This window comes from Amycolatopsis sp. CA-126428, from assembly GCF_002904335.1.
Classification (GTDB): domain Bacteria; phylum Actinomycetota; class Actinomycetes; order Mycobacteriales; family Pseudonocardiaceae; genus Amycolatopsis.
Genome location: NZ_PPHF01000005.1, coordinates 21,249 through 41,008 on the forward strand (window position 1 = coordinate 21,249; position 19,760 = coordinate 41,008).

At 72.8% G+C, this 19,760-nt stretch carries 21 protein-coding genes; 16 read left to right on the forward strand and 5 right to left on the reverse strand.

Annotation, left to right across the window (positions count from 1 at the left end; all coding sequences use genetic code 11):
* Nucleotides 1-52 precede the first annotated feature (52 nt).
* The 4 genes from C2L58_RS01115 to C2L58_RS01135 all read left to right on the forward strand — a co-directional run bounded on the left by C2L58_RS01115 (nt 53) and on the right by C2L58_RS01135 (nt 3,441).
* Nucleotides 53-706, forward strand: a complete 654-nt coding sequence (locus tag C2L58_RS01115) for a GOLPH3/VPS74 family protein (protein ID WP_103335053.1) — start codon at nt 53-55, stop codon at nt 704-706.
* A gap of 201 nt (nt 707-907) precedes the next feature.
* Complete coding sequence (locus C2L58_RS01125; protein WP_103335055.1) at nt 908-1,672, forward strand: isocitrate lyase/PEP mutase family protein; 765 nt, start codon at nt 908-910, stop codon at nt 1,670-1,672.
* A 43-nt stretch (nt 1,673-1,715) separates the two neighbouring features.
* On the forward strand, nt 1,716-2,729 hold the full coding sequence (locus C2L58_RS01130; RefSeq protein ID WP_103335056.1) for an aminotransferase class V-fold PLP-dependent enzyme: 1,014 nt from the start codon (nt 1,716-1,718) through the stop codon (nt 2,727-2,729).
* A 115-nt stretch (nt 2,730-2,844) separates the two neighbouring features.
* Nucleotides 2,845-3,441 (forward strand): hypothetical protein, encoded by a 597-nt coding sequence (locus tag C2L58_RS01135; RefSeq protein WP_103335058.1) that lies wholly within the window; start codon nt 2,845-2,847, stop codon nt 3,439-3,441.
* 74 nt (nt 3,442-3,515) lie between these two features.
* Here C2L58_RS01135 and C2L58_RS01140 read toward each other — a convergent pair whose 3' ends face one another.
* A complete protein-coding gene (locus C2L58_RS01140; RefSeq protein WP_103335060.1) occupies nt 3,516-4,451 on the reverse strand; it encodes a ferritin-like domain-containing protein in 936 nt (311 codons plus the stop codon).
* A 121-nt stretch (nt 4,452-4,572) separates the two neighbouring features.
* On the opposite strand from C2L58_RS01140, the gene rimP reads away from it, so the two are divergent.
* The 7 genes from rimP (at nt 4,573) to C2L58_RS01175 (ending at nt 11,433) form a co-directional block, all read left to right on the forward strand.
* Nucleotides 4,573-5,115: a ribosome maturation factor RimP gene (rimP, locus tag C2L58_RS01145; RefSeq protein WP_103335061.1), complete on the forward strand. Its 543-nt coding sequence runs from the start codon at nt 4,573-4,575 to the stop codon at nt 5,113-5,115.
* A complete protein-coding gene (gene nusA / locus C2L58_RS01150) occupies nt 5,112-6,158 on the forward strand; it encodes a transcription termination factor NusA (RefSeq protein WP_103335063.1) in 1,047 nt (348 codons plus the stop codon). Before rimP ends, nusA begins: the two co-directional genes overlap by 4 nt.
* Nucleotides 6,159-6,235: 77 nt before the next feature.
* Nucleotides 6,236-6,553 carry a YlxR family protein gene (locus C2L58_RS01155; RefSeq protein ID WP_103335065.1) on the forward strand — a complete coding sequence of 106 codons (318 nt, stop codon included), beginning with the start codon at nt 6,236-6,238 and terminating at the stop codon, nt 6,551-6,553.
* Between the two features lie 78 nt (nt 6,554-6,631).
* Nucleotides 6,632-9,634 (forward strand): translation initiation factor IF-2, encoded by a 3,003-nt coding sequence (gene infB / locus C2L58_RS01160; protein ID WP_103335066.1) that lies wholly within the window; start codon nt 6,632-6,634, stop codon nt 9,632-9,634.
* A gap of 162 nt (nt 9,635-9,796) precedes the next feature.
* Complete coding sequence (locus tag C2L58_RS01165) at nt 9,797-10,090, forward strand: DUF503 domain-containing protein (RefSeq protein ID WP_091315631.1); 294 nt, start codon at nt 9,797-9,799, stop codon at nt 10,088-10,090.
* A 19-nt stretch (nt 10,091-10,109) separates the two neighbouring features.
* On the forward strand, nt 10,110-10,604 hold the full coding sequence (rbfA, locus tag C2L58_RS01170) for a 30S ribosome-binding factor RbfA (protein WP_103335068.1): 495 nt from the start codon (nt 10,110-10,112) through the stop codon (nt 10,602-10,604).
* A gap of 4 nt (nt 10,605-10,608) precedes the next feature.
* Nucleotides 10,609-11,433, forward strand: coding sequence for an alpha/beta hydrolase (locus C2L58_RS01175; protein ID WP_103335069.1), 825 nt, complete (start codon nt 10,609-10,611; stop codon nt 11,431-11,433).
* A 97-nt stretch (nt 11,434-11,530) separates the two neighbouring features.
* Here the strand turns inward: C2L58_RS01175 and C2L58_RS01180 are convergent, their stop codons facing one another.
* Together C2L58_RS01180 and C2L58_RS01185 are read right to left on the reverse strand one after the other, a co-directional pair.
* Nucleotides 11,531-12,148, reverse strand: coding sequence for a class I SAM-dependent DNA methyltransferase (locus C2L58_RS01180; protein WP_103335071.1), 618 nt, complete (start codon nt 12,146-12,148; stop codon nt 11,531-11,533).
* Nucleotides 12,145-12,687, reverse strand: a complete 543-nt coding sequence (locus tag C2L58_RS01185) for a TetR/AcrR family transcriptional regulator (RefSeq protein WP_103335072.1) — start codon at nt 12,685-12,687, stop codon at nt 12,145-12,147. Before C2L58_RS01185 ends, C2L58_RS01180 begins: the two co-directional genes overlap by 4 nt.
* 154 nt (nt 12,688-12,841) lie before the next feature.
* Between C2L58_RS01185 and C2L58_RS01190 the strand changes: the two genes are divergently transcribed.
* Together C2L58_RS01190 and C2L58_RS01195 are read left to right on the forward strand one after the other, a co-directional pair.
* Nucleotides 12,842-13,069, forward strand: coding sequence for a hypothetical protein (locus C2L58_RS01190; protein WP_003084005.1), 228 nt, complete (start codon nt 12,842-12,844; stop codon nt 13,067-13,069).
* Between the two features lie 19 nt (nt 13,070-13,088).
* Nucleotides 13,089-14,234 carry an SPFH domain-containing protein gene (locus C2L58_RS01195; RefSeq protein ID WP_103335074.1) on the forward strand — a complete coding sequence of 382 codons (1,146 nt, stop codon included), beginning with the start codon at nt 13,089-13,091 and terminating at the stop codon, nt 14,232-14,234.
* Nucleotides 14,235-14,246: 12 nt separating this feature from the next.
* On the opposite strand, the gene C2L58_RS01200 is transcribed toward C2L58_RS01195, so the two are convergent.
* The gene (locus C2L58_RS01200) at nt 14,247-15,278 is read right to left on the reverse strand and encodes a TRM11 family SAM-dependent methyltransferase (RefSeq protein WP_199191040.1); all 1,032 of its coding nucleotides are present in this window, start codon (nt 15,276-15,278) and stop codon (nt 14,247-14,249) included.
* Between the two features lie 25 nt (nt 15,279-15,303).
* Here C2L58_RS01200 and C2L58_RS01205 point away from each other — a divergent pair, with 25 nt between their 5' ends.
* From C2L58_RS01205 to C2L58_RS01215, 3 genes are all read left to right on the forward strand, one after another.
* Nucleotides 15,304-16,293 (forward strand): DHH family phosphoesterase, encoded by a 990-nt coding sequence (locus C2L58_RS01205; protein WP_103335077.1) that lies wholly within the window; start codon nt 15,304-15,306, stop codon nt 16,291-16,293.
* Between the two features lie 146 nt (nt 16,294-16,439).
* A complete protein-coding gene (locus C2L58_RS01210) occupies nt 16,440-17,759 on the forward strand; it encodes an MATE family efflux transporter (protein ID WP_103335079.1) in 1,320 nt (439 codons plus the stop codon).
* Between the two features lie 286 nt (nt 17,760-18,045).
* On the forward strand, nt 18,046-19,368 hold the full coding sequence (locus C2L58_RS01215) for an MFS transporter (protein WP_103335175.1): 1,323 nt from the start codon (nt 18,046-18,048) through the stop codon (nt 19,366-19,368).
* Here the strand turns inward: C2L58_RS01215 and C2L58_RS01220 are convergent, their stop codons facing one another.
* Nucleotides 19,369-19,749, reverse strand: a complete 381-nt coding sequence (locus C2L58_RS01220; RefSeq protein ID WP_103335080.1) for a VOC family protein — start codon at nt 19,747-19,749, stop codon at nt 19,369-19,371. It lies immediately after the preceding gene.
* Between the last annotated feature and the right edge of the window lie 11 nt (nt 19,750-19,760).

Sequence of the window (19,760 nt, forward strand, 5' to 3'; positions counted from 1 at the left end):
GCGCCCCGGATCCGGTGGACTGGGGACCCGACGACGAGGGACGGAACCTGAGATGAGCGAGCTGTCCTTGCCCGCCCGGGCTTACCTGCTGGCGTGCGACACCGCGCGGAACCGGTTGCCGGACCGCGAGCGCGTGGCGCTGCTGGTCCGCGCGGCGGCGCTGACGGACCTGGTGCTGCGCGGCCAGGTCGCCGACGACGCCGGCCGGCCGGCGGTGACCGGCGCGGGCGGCACCGGTCACCTGGTGCTCGACGACCTGCTCGCCGAGCTCACCGCCGAACCGCATCGGAAGTGGCGCGCCTGGGTGCGCCGCGGGGCGCGCGGGACGTTGCATTCGCTGGAGGCGCAGCTCGACGCGGCGGGGGTGATCACGCTGCGGACGTCCCGGGTGCTGGGGCTGTTCCCGCGTCGCCGTCCGGAGGTCCGCGAGCCGGCTTCCGCGGCCGCGTTGCGGGACGAGGTGCGGGCGGCGTTGCGCGGTGACGCGCCGGTGTCCGCGGACATCGCGGCCCTGACGTCGCTGGCCGCGGTGGTCGAGCTGGGTGACGTGCTCCCGCGAGCCGAGCGCCGCCGCCACCGCGACCGGCTCGCCCGGCTGGAGGAGCAGGCGGGTGCCGCGGTCCCGGCCCTGCGCAAGGTGATCCGCGAACTCCGCGCCGCCCGCACGGCAGCGATCTCCGCGGCCTCCGGCGGCGGCGGAGGCTGACGTCGTGTCGTCCCTCCGAGCACGCGTGTCGACCCCGGGATCACGCGCGTCGACCGTTCCCGCACACGTCGTTCGTGCGCGAAGGGTCGACACGCGTGATTGAGGAGCCGACACGCGTGATTGCCGGGACGACACGGTCAGGGGGTGCTGGCGCAGTTCGCTTCGGTGCCCGCCGAAGCGACGCGGGCCTAGGTTCGGGGCATGGACGAATTCCGTGCCCTGCACGTCCCCGGATCCCCGCTGCTGCTGCCGAACGCGTGGGAGTTCGGCGTCGGCGCCTTCCTCGCCGCGCAGGGCTTCCGCGCCCTGGGCACGACCAGCCTCGGCGTCTCGGCGGCGGCGGGGGAGCCGGATGGGGCGCCGTCGACGCGCGACGCGACCGTCGCCCTCGCCACCCGCCTGGCGCGGCTGGACGTGCTCGTCAGCGTCGACATCGCCGACGGCTTCAGCGCGGACCCGGCGGCGGTCGCCGATCTCGCGGCCGAGCTGGCCGGTGCGGGCGTCGTCGGCGTCAACCTCGAAGACGGCCGGATCGACGGCTCGCTCGCCCCGGTCGAGGTCCAGTGCGCCCTGGTCACGGCGGTCAAGGAGCGCGCACCCGGCCTGTTCGTCAACGCCCGGACTGACACGCACTGGGCGGGCGACCGCTCGCTCGCCGAGGCCGAGCGGCGGGTGCGGGCGTACGCGGCGGCGGGTGCGGACGGCGTCTTCGTGCCCGGCCTCGCCGAGCCGGCCGACGTCGAGCGCATCGTCGGCGCCGGCCTGCCGCTCAACCTCCTGTTCCTGCCCGGCAAGGTCACCGTGGCCGGGCTGGCGGAGCTGGGCGTCGCGCGGGTCAGCCTCGGTTCGCTGCCGTACCGGATGGCGCTCGCCGCCGCGGCGGAAACGGCGCTGGCCGTGCGCGACGGCCGTGACCTGCCGCTGAGCCCGCCGTCCTACGCCGACGTCACCGCGCTGCTGCCGTAAATTCGGGTGGGCCGCCCCGGCCCGGTCTGCTTGGCTCGGGGGCATGCGTGCCTTCGGAACCGACTTCGCCGCCCCGCCCGGATACCTGAACACGCCCAGCGTCGGCATCCCGCCCGCGCCGGTGGCCGAAGCCGTGGCCGAATCGGTGGAACGGTGGCGGACCGGCGCGATCCGGCCGGACGAGTTCGACGAGTACGTCACGCGGGCGCGGGCCGGGTTCGCCCGGCTGGTCGGCGTCGAGCCCGGGCGCGTCGCGAGCGGCGCCTCGGTCTCGCAGCTCATCGCCAACGTCACCGCGGCGCTGCCCGCCGGCACCCGCGTGCTCGCCGCCGAGGGCGACTTCACCAGCGTGACGTTCCCCTTCGCGGCGCACCCCGGTGTCACGGTGACCGAGGTGCCCTTGGCCGAGCTGCCCGCGCGGGTCGAGGGCCACGACGTCGTCGCGGTGAGCGTCGTCCAGTCCGCCGACGGCCGGATCGTGGACCTCCCGGCGCTGCGGGCCGCGGCCGAGGCCGCCGGGGCGGCGGTGCTGCTGGATGCGACGCAGGCGGTCGGCTGGCTGCCGCTGGACCTCGCCTGGGCGGACTGGGTGGCCGGGACGGCCTACAAGTGGCTCGGCTCGCCGCGCGGCAGCGCGTGGCTCGCGGTGCGGCCGGACGCGCAGGAGCGCACCCGCGCGGTCGCGGCGAACTGGTACGCGGGGGAGGACCCGTGGGCCACGGTCTACGGCCTCCCGCTGCGGCTGGCCGGCGACGCCCGCGCGTTCGACCTCTCGCCCGCCTGGCTGGCCCAGGTCGGCTCGGCGGTGGCGCTGGAGTACTTCGCCGGCCTCGACCTCGCCCAGGTCCGGGCGCACAACACCGGCCTCGCGGACACGCTGCTGGAGAAGCTGGGCCGGCCGCCGCGCGGCACCGCGATCGTGTCGCTCGAGGGCGACCCGGCCCGGGTCGCCGAGGCGGGCGTCGTGTCGAGCGTCCGCGGCGGCCGGGTGCGGGTCGGTTTCCACCTCTACAACACCCTTGACGACGTCGAACGCGTCTTACCCGCATTCGAGTGAACCTCGAAAGTGAAGTGAACTACCGTATGACCCTGTGGTTGGTGCGCATTTCACCCCAGGCCCGTCCGACACCACGGCCCCGCTGGGCGCGGTACCCCCGCAGCCCCGCCCGCCCGTGCCGGGGCCGCCGGCTCGTGACACCCGGTCCCTGCTGCTCAGGGGGGCCGGGCTGGTCGCGATCGCCGTCGTCTCCGGGCTGCTGTGGTTCCTGATCCGGCACGACTCGACGCCGGACGGGCCGGTCGCGCAGCCGCCGGCGCAGAACACCGGGAAGTTCAAGTTCACCCTGGTCGCGGGGCCGGCGAAGACGACGGACTGCGTCGAGAAGTCCTACGGCAAGACGAAGGCCTTCTTCCAGGACACGCCGTGCCAGTCGCTGGTGCGCGCGCTGTACACGACGGAGTCGGGCGGCGCGAAGGCGCTGGTGTCCGTGGCGCTGGTCGGCATGCCGGACTCGGCGAAGGCGAAGGCGCTCAAGGCGCTGACCGAGCAGGACGAGACCGGCAACGTCACCGACATGGTGAAGGACAAGACGTTCGCCGGCACCGGCACGCCGAGCGTGAGCGGCGCGGACGCGGCCTACTCGTCGAAGGTCGAGGGCACGAACACGACGATCGTGCTGGCCGATTTCTACGCCAAGCACAAGGACAAGGACCTGATCGAGAGCATCGCCGACGACGCCCTCCGCCTGTCGGCCGACCTGCACCCCTGACCCGGGCGCCCTGCCGCGGCCGGTCGTGAGTGGTAAGGCGGGTTCTAACCCGCCTTACCACTCACGACGCGGGGTCAGCTCGTCTGGCCGGGCATGGCGATCGCCACCGGCTTCTCGCCCGCCTCGGAGCGCCACGGCGTGCCTCGCCGCGAGGCCGCCACCAGGGCGTGCAGCGCCGTCGTGCGCAGGCCGGCGTCGTCGGTGTGGTCGATCACCGCGAGCCACGCGGCCGCGCAGTCCGCTTCGGCCGTCGCCACCACCTGGGACGCCGACTTCGCGTCCGTCACCGGGGTCTTCGGCACGTACGCCGCCTCCGGGGCCACCGGGGTCGCCCCGGCCGCCGAGAGCGTCGTCTGCAGGTAGTCGCGGCGCAGGGCGTGCTCCGCCGTGCCGCTCTTCTGCGCGTCGCCGAATTCGCCCGGCAGGAACGCGCTGACCAGCCCGTACACCCACATCGCCGCGTGCTCGGCCGCCAGTGCCACCTGCAGCGGGTCGACCGCCTCCGGGGGCACCGCGCCGGCCGGGGCCGTCCCCACCTTCGGGGCGTCCTCGCCCGGCCCCAGCGCGGGGGCGGTGCGCTGCAGCGCCGCGCAGCCCGCCGCCACCGCCGCGACCAGCCCGGCGCGGTAGCGCGGCAGCCCGCCGACGAGGTCTTCGGCCTGCTTGCGGGCGGCCGCCAGCCGGTCCTTCAGGCCGCCCAGCGCCGCGGGGGCCGGTGGGGCCGCGGACGGCGACGGCTTGGGCCGGTTCAGCCGGTCCACTTCGGACTTCAACGCGGCCGCGTGGGCCGCGCGCGCATCGGCCAGCTGGCCGGCGGCGTCGGCGTCGGCGCCCTTGGCCAGCGCCCGCGCGGCGTCGGCGTCCGCCTGGGCGGCGGCCAGCAGCGGCTGCAACGGGTCGGGGCTTTCGTCGTAGCCGGGCCCGCAGGCGGCGAGGGGAACGGCCAATGCGGCCAGCGCCCCCGCTCGGAGGGCGCCGCGGCGGGTCAGCTCGGTCGGTCTTCCGGTCACGCCGCCCCATCCTGCCAGGCCCCGGGGCGGCCCCGCCGCTCGCGCGGGCCGAGCGGGCGACCGGATAAGCTGGTCCACCACCGACCCGCGTACCCCCGGTCCGAAACAAGGAGAGCCCCACGTGCCAGGAGAACTCGCCAGCCGGCTTCAGCCGATAGTGGCCGAAGCCGTCACCGCCGCGGGTTTCGACCTCGATTCGTTCGAGGTGCAGCAGGCCGGCCGGCGCCAGCTGGTCAAGGTCGTCGTCGATTCCGACGACGGGGTCGGGCTGGACGAGATCGCCGAGATCAGCCGCACGGTCTCGGCGACGCTCGACGAGAACGAGCACGTGCTCGCGAGCGCCTACACGCTGGAGGTCACCTCGCCGGGTCTCGACCGGCCGCTGACCCAGCCGCGGCACTGGCGGCGCGCGAAATTCCGCCTGGTGAAGGTCAGCCCGGCGGAGGGCGCGCCCTTCGTCGGCCGGGTCGGTCACGCGGGCGAGGACGCCGCCCGCGTCCTGGCCGGCGGCAAGCTCCGCGACGTCCGCTACGCCGACGTGGCGAAGGCGGTCGTGGAGATCGAGTTCAAGCAGCCGCCCGCCGAGGACCTGAAACTGCTCGAAAACGACGCGTCCGGCATGATCGCTGCCGGTCAGGCCGAGACGGAGAAGGGGTCGAAGTGAACGTCGACATCGCCGCGTTGCGGGCGATCGAACGGGACAAGGACATCCCCTTCGAAACGGTGATCGAGGCCATCGAGACGGCCTTGCTCACCGCTTACAAGCACACCGAGGGCCACCAGTCGCACGCCCGCATCGACATCGACCGCAAGACGGGCCTGGTGCGCGTGCTCGCGCACACGCTGACCCACGACGGCGAGGTCGACGAGGAGTGGGACGACACCCCCGAGGGGTTCGGCCGGATCGCCGCCACCACCGCGCGCCAGGTCATCCTGCAGCGGCTGCGTGACGCCGAGCACGAGAAGACCTTCGGCGAGTTCTCCACCAAGGAGGGCGAGATCGTCGCCGGTGTCATCCAGCGCGACGCCCGCGCCAACGCGCGCGGCATGGTCGTGGTCCAGGTGGGTGACACCGAGGGCGTGCTGCCTTCCGGCGAGCAGGTCGCCGGGGAGTCCTACGAGCACGGCAGCCGGATCAAGGCGTACGTGGTCACCGTGTCGCGCAGCAACCGCGGCCCGCAGATCACGCTCTCGCGCTCGCACCCCAACCTGGTGCGCAAGCTGTTCGCGCTGGAGGTGCCCGAGATCGCCGACGGGACGGTCGAGATCGCCGCCGTGGCGCGCGAGCCGGGACACCGCACGAAGATCGCGGTCAAGTCCACCGTGGCGGGCGTCAACGCCAAGGGCGCCTGCATCGGCCCGGTCGGCGCGCGCGTGCGCAACGTGATGAGCGAGCTGGCCGGCGAGAAGATCGACATCATCGACTTCTCCGAAGATCCCGCCCGCTTCGTCGGGAATGCGCTGTCGCCCGCCAAGGTTGTTTCGGTACGAGTCGTGGACGAGCGGGCGAAGACCGCCCGGGTCGTGGTGCCGGACTTCCAGCTGTCGCTGGCGATCGGCAAGGAGGGCCAGAACGCCCGCCTGGCCGCCCGTTTGACCGGCTGGCGGATCGACATCCGCAGCGACGCCGCACCGGTGGACGACGAGGGTGATCAAGACCACGCCCGTCCGCCGCGGCCCGCCGCGACAACCGGTTCGGCTGAGTGAAGGTCGAAGCGCTAGACTCAGGAGTGGTTCGAAGCCCGCGGCGGGTAGCCGAGCACCAGCCCCACCGGATTTCCCCGGTGCGGACTTGTGTCGGCTGCAAGCGGCGGGCGTTGATCGGTGAGCTGCTGCGCGTGGTCGCGGTGGCCGGGCGGGTGGTCGTCGACGAGCGTCGGCGGCTGCCGGGCCGGGGAGCGTGGCTGCACCCCGACCCGGACTGCCTGGCCAAGGCCGAACGGCGGCGAGCCTTCCCGAGAGCCTTGCGGGCTCTCGGGGCGCTCGATGCCCGCGAGGTCCGCGAGCACGTCGGGCGCACCACCCCGCACCACGAGCCCGGGACATCCCCGGGGTCGCGAGGATTCAAGGAAGCAGGTCGACCCGTCATGAGTCAGCCGTGAAGCTGAAGCCATGAGCGTCAGACAATAAGGACGAGGTCAGCGGGTTTTCCGCCTGGCCTCCCCTAGATGAGGAGAGTTGTGCCAGGCAAGGCCCGCGTACACGAGCTCGCGAAAGAGCTCGGCATCACCAGCAAGGACGTGCTCGCGAAGTTGAAGGAACAGGGCGAGTTCGTCAAGTCCGCGTCGTCCACGGTCGAGGCGCCCGTCGCCCGCCGTCTTCGCGACGCGTATGCGCCCAAGGGCGCCAAGAAGCCCACCCCCGGTCCGTCGGCGCGCCCCGGCCCGCCGGCCGCCAAGCCCGGTGCGCCCGCCGCCCCGAAGCCCCCCGCGCCTGCCCAGCAGGCTCCGGCGGCCAAGGCGGCTCCGGCCCCGGCCGCGGCTCAGGCCGCACCCCAGCAGCAGGCGCCCGCGGCGTCGAAGCCGGCTTCCCCGGGGCAGCGCCCCGGCCCCCGGCCCGGCCCGCGTCAGCAGCCCGCCGCGCCCGCACCCCAGGAGCAGGTACCGGCCGCGAAAGCGGACGCGCCCGCCGCTCCCAAGCAGGACACCCCGGCCACGCCCCCCGCGGGCGGCACCGGTTCGGTCGTCCCGCCGAAGCCGCAGGGCCCCAAGCCCGGCGGTCCCAAGCCCGGCCCGCGCACCCCGCGCGTCGGCAACAACCCGTTCGGCGTCGGTTCCGGCGCCCCGCCGCGTCCGCAGGGCCCGCGCCCCGGTGGCGGCCAGGGCGGCGACAACCGGCCCCCGCGTCCCGGCGGTGGCGCCGGCGGTGACCGTCCGGCCCCGCGGCCGGGTGGTGGCGCCGGTGGCAACCGGCCGAGCCCGGGCAACATGCCCCCGCGGCCGAACCCCGGCATGATGCCGGGCCGCACGCAGCGTCCCGCCGGTCCCGGTGGCGGCGCCCGCGGTGGTCCCGGTGGCGGTGCCCGTGGCGGTCCCGGTGGCGGCGCTCGTGGCGGTCCCGGTGGCGGCGGCGGCGGTTTCCGCGGTGGTCCCGGTGGCGGTGGCGGCGGCGGTGGCTTCCGCCCCGGTGGCGGTGGCGGCGGTGGCGGCGGCTTCCGTCCGGGTGGCGGCGGTCCCGGTGGCGGCGGCGGTGCCCCGGCCGGTGGCGGCGGCTTCCGCGGTGGCGGTGGCGGTCGTGGCGGCCCCGGTGGCCGTGGCGGTACCGCGGGTGCCTTCGGGCGTCCCGGTGGTCCCTCGCGCAAGGGCCGCAAGTCGAAGCGGCAGAAGCGCCAGGAGTACATGGACAACATGCAGGCGCCCAGCGTCGGCGGCGTCCGCCTGCCCAAGGGCCAGGGCGAGACGATCCGGCTGCCGCGCGGTGCCTCGCTGACCGACTTCGCCGAGAAGATCGACGCCAACCCGGCTTCGCTGGTGCAGGTGCTCTTCCACCTCGGCGAGATGGTCACCGCGACGCAGTCCGTGTCGGACGACATCCTCGAGCTGCTCGGCGGCGAAATGAACTACCACGTTCAGGTCGTCAGCCCCGAGGAGGAGGACCGCGAACTGCTGGGGACCTTCGACATCACCTACGGCGACGACGCGGGTGGCGAAGAGGACCTGCAGGTCAGGCCGCCGGTCGTGACCATCATGGGTCACGTCGACCACGGTAAGACCCGGCTGCTCGACACGATCCGGAAGACGAAGGTCCGCGAGAGCGAGGCCGGCGGCATCACGCAGCACATCGGTGCGTACCAGATCGAGACCGAGCTCGACGGCAACCCGCGCCTGATCACCTTCATCGACACCCCGGGTCACGAGGCGTTCACCGCCATGCGTGCCCGTGGTGCGAACTCGACCGACATCGCGGTGATCGTGGTGGCGGCCGACGACGGTGTGATGCCGCAGACGGTCGAGGCGATCAACCACGCGCAGGCCGCCAAGGCCCCGATCGTGGTCGCGATCAACAAGATCGACAAGGAAGGCGCGAACCCGGACAAGATCCGGCAGCAGCTGACCGAGTACAACCTGGTGGCCGAGGAGTACGGCGGCGACACGATGTTCGTCGAGATCTCCGCGCGGCAGAACATCAACATCGACGGCCTGCTCGAGGCGATCCTGCTGACCGCCGACGCCGCTCTGGACCTCCGGGCCAACCCGGACATGGAGGCCCAGGGTGTCGCGATCGAGGCGCACCTCGACCGCGGCCGCGGCCCGGTGGCCACCGTCCTGGTCCAGCGCGGCACGCTGCGCGTCGGTGACTCGGTCGTGGCGGGTGACGCCTACGGCCGCGTCCGCCGGATGGTCGACGAGCACAACGTCGACGTCACCGAGGCGCTGCCGTCGCGTCCCGTCCAGGTCATCGGGTTCACCTCGGTGCCGGGTGCGGGTGACACCTTCCTGGTGGTCGACGAGGACCGCGTCGCCCGGCAGATCGCCGAGCGCCGGTCGGCTCGTACGCGGAACGCGCTCAACGCGTCGCGCCGCAAGCGGGTCAGCCTCGAGGACCTCGACTCCGCCTTGAAGGAGACGAACAGCCTCAACCTGATCATCAAGGGTGACAACTCGGGTACGGTCGAGGCCCTCGAAGCCTCGCTGCTGCAGCTGGACGTCGGCGACGAGGTCGAGCTGAACGTGGTCCACCGCGGTGTCGGTGGCGTGACCGAGTCGGACATCGACCTGGCGACCGCGTCCGACGCGATCGTCCTCGGGTTCAACGTCCGCGCCCAGGGCAAGGCGACCGAGCGGGCCACCCGCGAGGGCGTCGACGTCCGGTACTACACGGTCATCTACCAGGCGATCGACGAGATCGAGCAGGCCCTCAAGGGCATGCTCAAGCCGGAGTACGAAGAGGTCGAGCTGGGCCGCGCGGAGGTTCGCGAGGTCTTCAAGTCCTCCAAGATCGGCACGATCGCGGGTTGCCTGGTCATGTCCGGCGAGATCCGGCGCAACGCGCGGGCCCGGCTGCTGCGCGACGGCACTGTCGTCGCGGAGAACCTGCCGGTCAGCTCGCTGCGGCGGTTCAAGGACGACGTGGTCGAGGTCCGCGAGGGCTACGAGTGCGGTCTGACGCTCGGTTCGTACGGCGACCTCAAGGTCGGCGACCTGATCGAGACGTACGAGCAGCGCGAGAAGCCGCGAGCGTAGAGGCTCGTTGGGGAGGGGTGTGCTCGCGGAAATCGCTCGCCCCTCCCCGCCTCTACGGTGTCCCTTGGGGGTCGAACCCCCAAACCCCCGCCAGGGGGCAAGCCCCCTGGGCAAGCCCCCTGGACCCCCGGGCGGTCCCTACTACACCAAACTCACTTGCCTATGTTCGTCGGAGCTCTTGAGCTCGACATCCTGCTCGGCGACGTCCATTCGCTGAAGCAGAAGCGATCCGTGGTCCGTCCGGTGCTGGCCGAGGTGCGCAAGCGCTTCGCCGTGTCGGTGGCCGAAGCCGGGCACGCCGACCTGCACCGCCGGACCCTCATCGGGGTGGCCGTGGTCGCCGAAGGTGGCGAGCACGTCCGTGACGTGCTCGACTCGTGTGAGCGGTACGTGGCGAGCCGGCCGGAGTTCGAACTGCTGTCCGCCCGCCGCCGGCTGCTCGGCCCAGACGATTAGATCTTCCTAGGAGAACGACATGGCCGATCCGGCTCGGGCTCGCAAGCTCGCCAAGCGGATCTCGCAGATCGTGGCGTCCGCGATCGAACACGAGGTCAAGGACACCCGGCTCGACTACGTGACCATCACGGACACCAAGGTCACCGGCGACCTGCACGACGCCACGGTGTACTACACGGTGCTCGGCGAGAAGCTGGACGTCCCCCCGGACTTCGCCGGTGCCGCCGCCGCGCTCGAATCGGCGCGCGGGATGCTCCGCACGAAGGTCGGGCAGGGCACCGGGGTCCGTTACACGCCGACGCTGACCTTCGTCGCCGACACGATTCCCGAGGAGTCGAAGCGGATCGAGGATCTCCTCGCGAAGGCCCGTGAGGCCGACGCGGAGGTCGCGCGGCGCGCGGCCGAAGCCCAGCACGCGGGCGACGCCGACCCGTACAAGGCTCCTCGCGAGGACACCGAAGTCGCCGAAGATTCCGAAGACGACGAGCTCGCGGAGGAGGAGAGCCGGGGCTGATCCCGTGCTTTCCCGCCGCGGCCTGCTCGCCGGCAGCGCACTCGCGCTGCTGGCGGGCTGCTCGTCCCCGCCCGCCGGGCCCCCGCCCGGCCCACCCGCCGTGCCGGAGCCGGCCCACCCGTCGGCGCTGCGCGACCCGGTGACGGTCCAGCGCATGCACTCGGCGGCTCGCGGCACCGACGTCGACCTGGTGCTCATCACGCCCGAAGGCGTCCCGGCCGCGGGGCTGCCGGTGTGCCTGGCCCTGCACGGCCGAGGTGCCCAGGCGCGGACGTTCCTTTCCCTCGGCGTCCCTGCCCTGCTGACGGCGGCGGTCCGCGCGGGAACGCCACCGTTCGCCATCGCGGCGATCGACGGTGACCACTACTGGGTGAACGTCGGTTCGGACGACGACCCGCAGCGCATGCTCACCGACGAAGTCCCCGGCTGGCTGGCGAGCCGCGACCTGCGTCCGGCATCGGCGGTGTTCGGCATTTCGATGGGCGGCTTCGGCGCGTTGCGCTTCGCCCGCACCCACCCGGACCTGAAGGCGGTGGCCACGGCGAGCGCGGCCCTGTTCGTCAGCTGGCCGGACGCCCGCAGCCGCAAGGTCTTCGCGGACGAGTCGAACTGGCGCGACGCGGAACCGCTGCTGCACCCGGCCGAGCTGCACCCCGGCGCCTTGGGCGTGTGGTGCGGCGAGTCGGACCCGTTCCTGGGGGCGGATCGCCGGCTGGTGAAGGCGGTTTCGCCGGTCGTGTCCCGATTTTCCCCGGGCGGTCACGATGACGAATACTGGCGGGGCGTACTGCCGGAGATCGTGATGTTCGTGGGGGAGCGCCTGTCGTGACCGACCCGTCCGGCCTGTCCGATTCGCCGGGCAGGCGTTCGACTAGGCCACCATCGCGAAGGCGCTGAAATACTCCCCGTCCAGCAACTCATCAACGTTACTTCGCGGCGAACAAGATCGCCTGCGGCACCTCGGCCCCCGGGCGCAGCAGCCATTCGGCTTCCACGGTGAACCCGGCGTCCCGCACCCGCCGGGCCAGCCACCACGGCTGCCGGAGGTGGATGTTGACGCGCATCGGGTGCCCGCCGTAGCCCTCGGTCTTCAGCCGGGTGCCCGCGCCGACGTGGTAGCCGATCGCCAGCAGCCCGCCCGGCCGCAGCACGCGGTGGAAGTGACTCAGCGTCACCGGTACCGACTCGTCCGGGACGTGGATCAGCGACCAGGACGCCAGCACGCCCGCGACCGACGCGTCGGGCAGCGCGAGGTCCGTCATCGATCCCACCTCGAACCGCAACCCGGGGTGCGACCGGCGCGCGAGGTCGATCATCCCCGGTGACAGGTCGATGCCGGACGCGTCGACGCCCAGCGAAGCCAGGTACGCCGTGAAGTGCCCCGGGCCGCAGCCGACGTCCACCGCCGGGCCGTCGACCCGGGACGCGAAGAGCGTCAGCGCCGCCTTGAGGTACGGCTGTTCCCCGAGCGCGCCGGAAACGAACTCGGCGTAGCTCGACGCCACCGTGTCGTACGAGGTGGCGGTGTCCGCGAGCCAGGTCATCGCGCGCGCAGGCCGTCGAGGACCATGCCGAGCGCGCGCCGCCAGTCCGGGGTGGCGGTCGCCGCGGCGAACACGATCGCGAGGTCGGGCCCGCGGAAGTCCGGCCGCAACGCCCCCGCTTCCTGGGCGCGCGAGATGAGCCGGTTCATCCGGGAACCGTTGGCCTGCTTGGCTTTCTCCAGCCCCGACGTCGGGTCGAAGGTCCGCGAGCACACTTCGGTGAAGCCGCGGTCGGAGACCTGCATCAGCACCGAACGCTCGAGGAACAGGACGAAACCCGCCCAGGGGTCTTCGCACGCAAGGGCCTCCTCCAACACGGCCTGAGCCTCTTCCAACGTCGGCAGGAAGGCGGCTTCGACGAGGTCCGCCCGCGTCGGGAACCGGTTGTAGAGGGTGCCGATCGCGACCTCGGCGCGCCGCGCGATTTCGTCGAGCGGGGCGTCGACCCCCTTGGTGCCGAAGACTTCCCGCGCCGCCGCGACCAGGGCTTCCCGGTTGCGGCGGGCGTCCGCGCGCAGGGGACGTTGCTCGACGGTCACGGTCCGCGAGTATAACCGTGTACGCCTGAGCGGCCCGCCTGGTTGCCTTCTGATCGGAACCTCACAGTGCCCACCTCGGGGGCCGGCCGGGAGCACAATGGTGCCAGCGGGGGTGAACCCGCACCGAGACGGCCACCGAGGGGAGGTCGGCACCATGCACTCCGACCTTTCCCCGTCCGGCCGCACCGGAGTCCTCCTGGTCGGCACCCGCGGGCAGCGGGGTCCCGGGGAGGTGCTGATCAGGATCAGGGGTGGCTTGGAAACCTTCCTGGCCTGGTCCGACACGGAGCTGCCGAAGGGCACGACCGTCCTGGTCGTGGAAACCCGGGGCCGGCGCACGGTCGACGTCGTGGCGTGGGACGCCTCGGATCCCGCTTCCTAGTGCTCGCAGAAGGAAATCGATGTTCGGTTATCGCGTGCCGGCCCCCAACGAGGCGATGCTGATCTCCGGGGGCAACAGCAAGAGCGCGGCGCCGTTCCGGGTCGTCACCGGCCACGGCGCGTTCGTCATGCCGGTCTTCCGGAAAGTCCGGTTCCTCACGCTCGCCATGTGCGAGGCCGAAGTGACCGAAGTGTGCGTCACCAAGCAGGCCATCGCCCTCACGGTCCGGGCGGTGATCGCGTTCAAGGTCGGCAACGACACCGAGAGCATCGTCAACGCCGGCCAGCGGTTCCTCTCCGACCAGGACCAGATGTCCGTGCTGACCGGCCGGATCTTCGCCGGGCACCTGCGGTCCATCATCGGCTCGATGACCGTCGAGGAGATCATCACCGAGCGGCAGAAGCTCGCCACCGAGGTGCTGGACGGCTCGGCCGTGGAGATGGCGAAGATCGGGCTCACCGTCGACGCCCTGCAGATCCAGTCGATCGACGACATGAAGCTCGGCTACATCGCCGCGATGGCCGCACCGCACAACGCCGCCATCCAGCGGGACGCCCAAATCGCCCAAGCCGTGGCGAACAAGACCGCGGCGGAGGCCGAGCAGGAGTCGCAGCGGACGCAGGCCGAGTACGCCCGCCAGACGTCGATCGTGCAGGCGCGGTACCGGGCCGAAGTCGAGGCGGCTCAGGCCCAGGCGTCCCAGGCCGGCCCGCTGGCGCAGGCGAAGGCGCAGCAGGAGGTCATCGACGCGCGCACCGAGCTGGCCCAGCGCGAAGCCGAGCTGCGGCAGCAACAGCTGGTCGCCGAGGTCATCAAGCCCGCCGACGCCGAGGCCGAGCGGATCCGCATCCTGGCTCTGGCCGAAGCGGAGAAGATGCGCGTGCAGGCGGAGGCGGCCGCGTCGAACAACCGCGTCGCGCTCGACCGGATGCTCATCGACCAGCTGCCGCAGATCGTCAAGGAAGCCGGCCGGGGCCTGTCGGGGGCGAACGTCAACATCCTCAACGGCGCCGACGGCCTCGGCGAGATGGCCGCGGGCCTCGTCGGCCAGGGACTGTCCATCTTGGACTCGGTGAAGCGCGGCCTGAGCACGCCTCCGGCGGCTCCCGCCGTAGCTCCGGAGGAGAACGGGCAGGCGCCGGTGAAGGGCGAGCTCACCCGGTAGCGCTTTGTCGACTCAGGACGCCGGTTTCGCCGCGACGACCAGGTCACGCAGGATGGCCTGGTCGACGCGGTGGGCGAACTCGTCCCACGGCCCGCCCTCGCGGACGTCGAGGCCGGCCTTCCGGAGCACCTCGACGAGCTCTTCCCGCGGCAGCACGGTCGTGTTCCACGAAATCCCGAGCGCCCCGCCGGGTTTCAGCACCCGCGTCCACACCGGGACGGCCGCGGCGAGCAGGTCGCGCGGGCTGCGCTGCAGGCTCGTTTCGCGGTGGCTGCCGTGCTGGACGCCGTACGGCGCGTCGGCGACGATCACGTCGCAGGAGTTGGCGCGCAGCACCTCGTCGGTGGTCAGGGTGTCGGCGTTGAAGTAGGTCAGTTTGCGCGTGTCGCCCGCTTTGTACGCTTCCTTGTCCAGCGCGTACTCGATGTCGAGCCGCCGGCCGAGCCGGACCTTGTTGCGCCGCAGCTGTCCCGACTCGGCGGTGTGCTTGACGCGCTTGTTCCGCAGCCACGTCTTGATGAACGCCTCGTAGGCCTCGAAGTCCTTGGCGTCGACGTCCAGGCCGGTCGCGTGCAGGCCGTACATCATCGCCTGGTTCAGCGTGGTCCCGCGGCCGCACAGCGGGTCGAGCAGGTACTTCGGCCGGTCCGAGAACGGGTCCGCCGTCGTCAGCAGCGTCACGTTCACCAGCAGCTTGGTGAACAGCTCGTTCGTCTTGCCTGCGTACTTCTGGATGGTCAGCAGGTCCGAGTCGGCCTTCGCCAGCGGTGTCACGGGCACCGGACGGAGGACGCCGTCACCCAGCTCGAACAGCGCGTACAACGAAGAGACGTTCGACAGGAGCGCGAGATCGCTCTCGCCGAGGGGCGCCGAGCTGGTGAAGCGCACGTAGCCGACGCCGCCGAGCTCGACCTCGTCGATCGCGGACAGCTCGGCCGCCAGGCGCGCGCCGAACACCGCCAGCTCGGCGCGCAGCAGCGCGGGGGCGGAGGCGGCGTAGACCCGGTTGGCCGAGGGGTAGACCAGCATCGCGTACTCAGGCATCCCGCAGAGCGTAGCGTGACGCACTGTGACCTCTACTTCGGCGCAGGACATCCGGGACGCGGCGGCACTGCTCGCCCCGGCCACCGACGTGACGATCCTCGGCCACGTGCGGCCGGACGCGGACGCGCTGGGCAGCGCGCTGGCCCTCGGCCGGGCCCTGCGGCAGCGCGGCGCCCGCGTGCGCGTCTCCTTCGGCGAGCCCGACGAGGCCCCGGAGACGCTGCGCTGGCTCGACGAGGACGGCCTGCTCACCCACCCGGACGACCTCCCGGACGCCGAGGAACTGCTCGTCTGCGTCGACACGCCGACGCCGAAGCGGCTCGGCCGGCTCGCCGGGCGCGTCGAGCTCGCCGGCGCGGTGCTGGTGATCGACCACCACGCGACCAACACGTTCTACGGCACCTGCCACGTCGTCGACGAGAGCGCCGAGGCCAGCGCGGTCCTCGTGTTCCGCGTCCTGGAGGCGCTGGGCGCCGAGCTGGACGAGCCGATCGCGCGCGGGCTCTACGCCGGGATCGTCACCGACACCAGCGGGTTCCGCCGGGCGAGCCCGGAGACGCACCGGATGGCGGCCCGGCTGCTCGAAGCGGGCGCCGATCCGGAAGCGATCGTGCGCCGGATCGTCGACGAGCGCCCGTTCGCCTGGCTGCCGATGCTCTCGTCGGTGCTCCGCGAGGCCCGGTTGGAGCCGGAAGCCGCGCAGGGCCGGGGTTTCGTGCACGCGGTGGTCGGTGTCGACGCGGCCCGCACGGTGCGCGCCGAAGAGGTCGAGTCGATCATCGACGTCGTCCGCTCGGTGCGTGAAGCGGCCGTCGCGGCGGTGCTCAAACAGGACCCGGCGCACCCGGGGCAGTGGCAGATTTCGCTGCGTTCGATCGGGATCGACGTCTCGGCGGTGGCGGCCGAGTTCGGCGGCGGCGGCCACCGGCAGGCCGCGGGCTGCACGATCGCGGGCTCCGCGCACGAGGTCGTCGCGGGCCTGCGCGCCGCGCTGGAGCGCGCGCCGCTGCTGTAGCGCGTCGGCCGGCGGGGCCGGAAAGTTCCCGGGTTCCCGCCGGTCAGGACGGGCAGTGGTATCCGGGGCTTCGCCCCAGGGCGGGGGCTCCGCCACCCGCGGGCCCCCGAAGGAAGCCGGTGGCGGCGGTTAGAGTCCGGTTCGTGGTGAACGTGGAGGAGATCGAGCGGGTCCCGGCGAAGCGCGTGCTCGGCCTGGCCGTGCCCGCGCTGGGGGTGCTGGCCGCCGAGCCGCTGTACGTGCTGGTCGACACCGCCGTGGTCGGTCACCTCGACGCGCTGTCGCTGGCCGGGCTCGCGCTCGGCGGCGTCGTGCTGGCCCAGGTCTCGAGCCAGCTGACGTTCCTGTCCTACGGCACGACGTCCCGCACCGCCCGGCTCCACGGCGCCGGCCGCCGGGCCGACGCGGTGCGCGAAGGCGTCCAGGCGACGTGGCTGGCGGTGTTCGTCGGGCTCGTCGTGCTGGCCGCGGGGCAGTTGCTGGCCTGGCCGATCGCGCGGGTGCTTTCGGGGAGTGACGAGATCGCGTCCGCCGCCGTGTCGTGGCTGCGGATCGCGTTGTTCGGGGCGCCGCTGATCCTGGTCACCATGGCCGGCAACGGCTGGATGCGCGGGGTGCAGGACGCCGCGAGGCCGTTGCGGTACGTGCTGGCGGGCAACGGGATCTCGGCCGTGCTGTGCCCGGTCCTCGTCTACTGGGCGGGGCTGGGGCTGGAAGGTTCGGCGATCGCGAACGTCGTCGCGCAGGTCATTTCGGCGTCGCTGTTCTTCGTGGCGCTCGCGCGGGAGAAGGTCGGCCTCCGGCCGGACTTCAAGGTGATGCGCGCGCAGCTCGGCCTCGGCCGCGACCTGGTGCTGCGCAGCCTGGCGTTCCAGGCGTGCTTCGTCTCGGCGGCGGCCGTGGCGGCCCGGACGTCGACCGAGGCCGTCGGGGCGCACCAGGTGGTGCTGCAGCTGTGGACGTTCCTGGCGCTGGTGCTCGACTCGGTGGCGATCGCCGCGCAGTCGCTGGTCGGAGCGGCACTGGGGGCGAACGCGGCCCGGCAGGCGCGCGGGGTCGCGTTGCAGATCACCGGGTACGGGCTGCTGATGGGCTGCTTCCTGGGCGTGCTGTTCGCGGCGTTGTCGGGGGTGCTGCCGCACGCGTTCACGTCCGACCCGGGCGTGCTGGCGGAGATCCCGCACGCGTGGTGGTTCTTCGTGGCCCTGCAGCCGATCGCGGGAGTGGTCTTCGCCCTGGACGGCGTCCTCCTGGGCGCGGGCGACGCGGCCTTCCTCCGCAACGCGACACTCGGCAGCGCGGCGCTCGGCTTCCTCCCGCTGATCTGGGCCTCCCTCGCCTTCGGCTGGGGCCTCACGGGCATCTGGACCGGCCTCTCGCTGTTCATGCTCCTGCGCCTGGCCGCGGTCCTGATCCGCTGGCGCTCCGGAAACTGGGCGGTGACCGGCGCCACCCGCCCCGCCTGACGTGCGCCACCCGTGATCAGAGGGTCAACTCGCGTGATTGAAGAGTCAGCTCGCGTGATTGGAGGGTCGACACGGTGGGGCCCGCACACCGCCGCGTGTCGTCCCTCCAATCACGAGTGTTGGCTTCCCAATCACGCGTGATGTCCCCTCAATCACGGGGGCCGACTCTCTGAGCACGGGTGATGCCCGTTACCTGTGGGGAAAACCACCCGGGTCGCGGCTATGGTTCGCGGTTGCTTAGGCGATACAAGTAGTGGGGACGAACGCCGAAAACCTGGAGGAACTTGTGCCCGCCACCGGCCGTGCCACCGCCCGGTCCTGGCTGATCTGGCTCGCCGCCGTCACCGTCTACCTCCTCGCCGTCTTCCACCGGACCTCCTTCGGGGTCGCCGGGCTGCAGGCCGCCGAGCGCTTCGGCGTCGGCGCGGCCGCGCTCGGCACCTTCACCGTCCTGCAGGTCGGCGTCTACGCCGCGATGCAGATCCCGACCGGTGTCCTGGTCGACCGCTACGGCCCCCGCCGCGTCCTCACCGTCGCCGTGCTGGTCCTCGGGGCCGGTCAGCTCCTGCTCGGCGTCGCCCATTCCTACGGCCTCGGCCTGCTCGCCCGCGGGGTGCTCGGCCTCGGCGACGCGCTCACCTTCGTCAGCGTCCTGCGCCTGGTCGCGGCCCACTTCCCGGGCCGCCAGTACGCGCTGCTGACGTCGTTCACCGCGGCCGTCGGCTACATCGGCAACCTCGCCGCCACCGTCCCGCTCTCGCTGGTGCTCGACAGCGCCGGCTGGACCCCCACCTTCCTGGCCGCCGGCGCCGTCACGGTCCTCTACACCGTCGTCGTGGCACTCCGGGTCCGTGACGTCCCGGCGGGCGAGCAGCCGCCCGTCCGCGAAGACGTCCGCCCGCGCGAGCTCGCCGGCCGGGTCGCCGAAGCCTGGCGGACGCCGGGGACGCGCCTGGGCTTCTGGGTCCACTTCAGCACGATGTTCGCCCCGAACGCCCTGACGCTGCTGTGGGGCGTCCCCTGGCTGGTCCAGGGCCAAGGGCAGTCGAAGGCGACGGCGAGCGCGCTGCTCACCGTGTTCGTCTTCGGCTCGATGGCGGGCGGCCCGCTGCTGGGCGGGCTGATCGGCCGGCGCCCGTCGCTGCGGATGCCGCTGGTCGGCGGCTACATCGGCGGGGCCGTGCTGGTCTGGGCGGTGCTGCTGGGCTGGCCCGGCCAGGTGCCCCTGCCGGTCCTGGTGCCCGCGTTCGCCTTCCTCGCCCTCGGCGGCCCGGCGTCGATGATCGGCTTCGCCCTCGCCCGCGACTACAACCCGCTCAGCCGCGTCGGCACGGCGACCGGCGTCGTCAACGTCGGCGGTTTCGTGGCGACGACGATCGCCGCCCTCGCCGTCGGCGTGCTCCTGCAGGTCACCGGCGGCAACTTCCGGTGGTCGCTGCTGGCGCTGGTCGCGGTGCTGGCCTTCGGCACGGTCCGGATGCTCGTGTGGTGGCGCCGGACCCGCACCCACCTGTTCCTCGCCGAGGCCCGCGGCGAGGAGCTGCCGGTCCGCATCACCCGCCGCCGCTGGGACGCCGCGCTCCCCGAGACGCCGATCGTCGCGGCCTGATCACCCGCGCCGGGGGACCAGCCAGCACAGGCAGAAGGGGTGTCCGGCCGGGTCGGCGTACACCTGGAAGTCGTCCCCGGACGTGCTGCCGGCCGCGGGCTTCAGCACCGTGGCGCCGAGCGCCATGATTTCTTCGTGCGCTTCGGCGAAGTCCTCGACCCACAGGTCGAGGTGGATCTGCTGCTTCGACGGGCCGTCCGGCCACTGCGGCGGCGTGTGGTCGGGCGCGAGCTGCACGCCGATCCGCGGCGCCCCGTCGACCAGCACCATGTGCCAGCCGCCGTCCTCGCTCACCTCCCCGCCGAGGACCCCGGCCCAGAAGCGGCTTTCGGCGGCGAGGTCGGCCGCGTCGAAGGTGACGACCTGGTGGTTGATCCGCATGACCCCCAGTC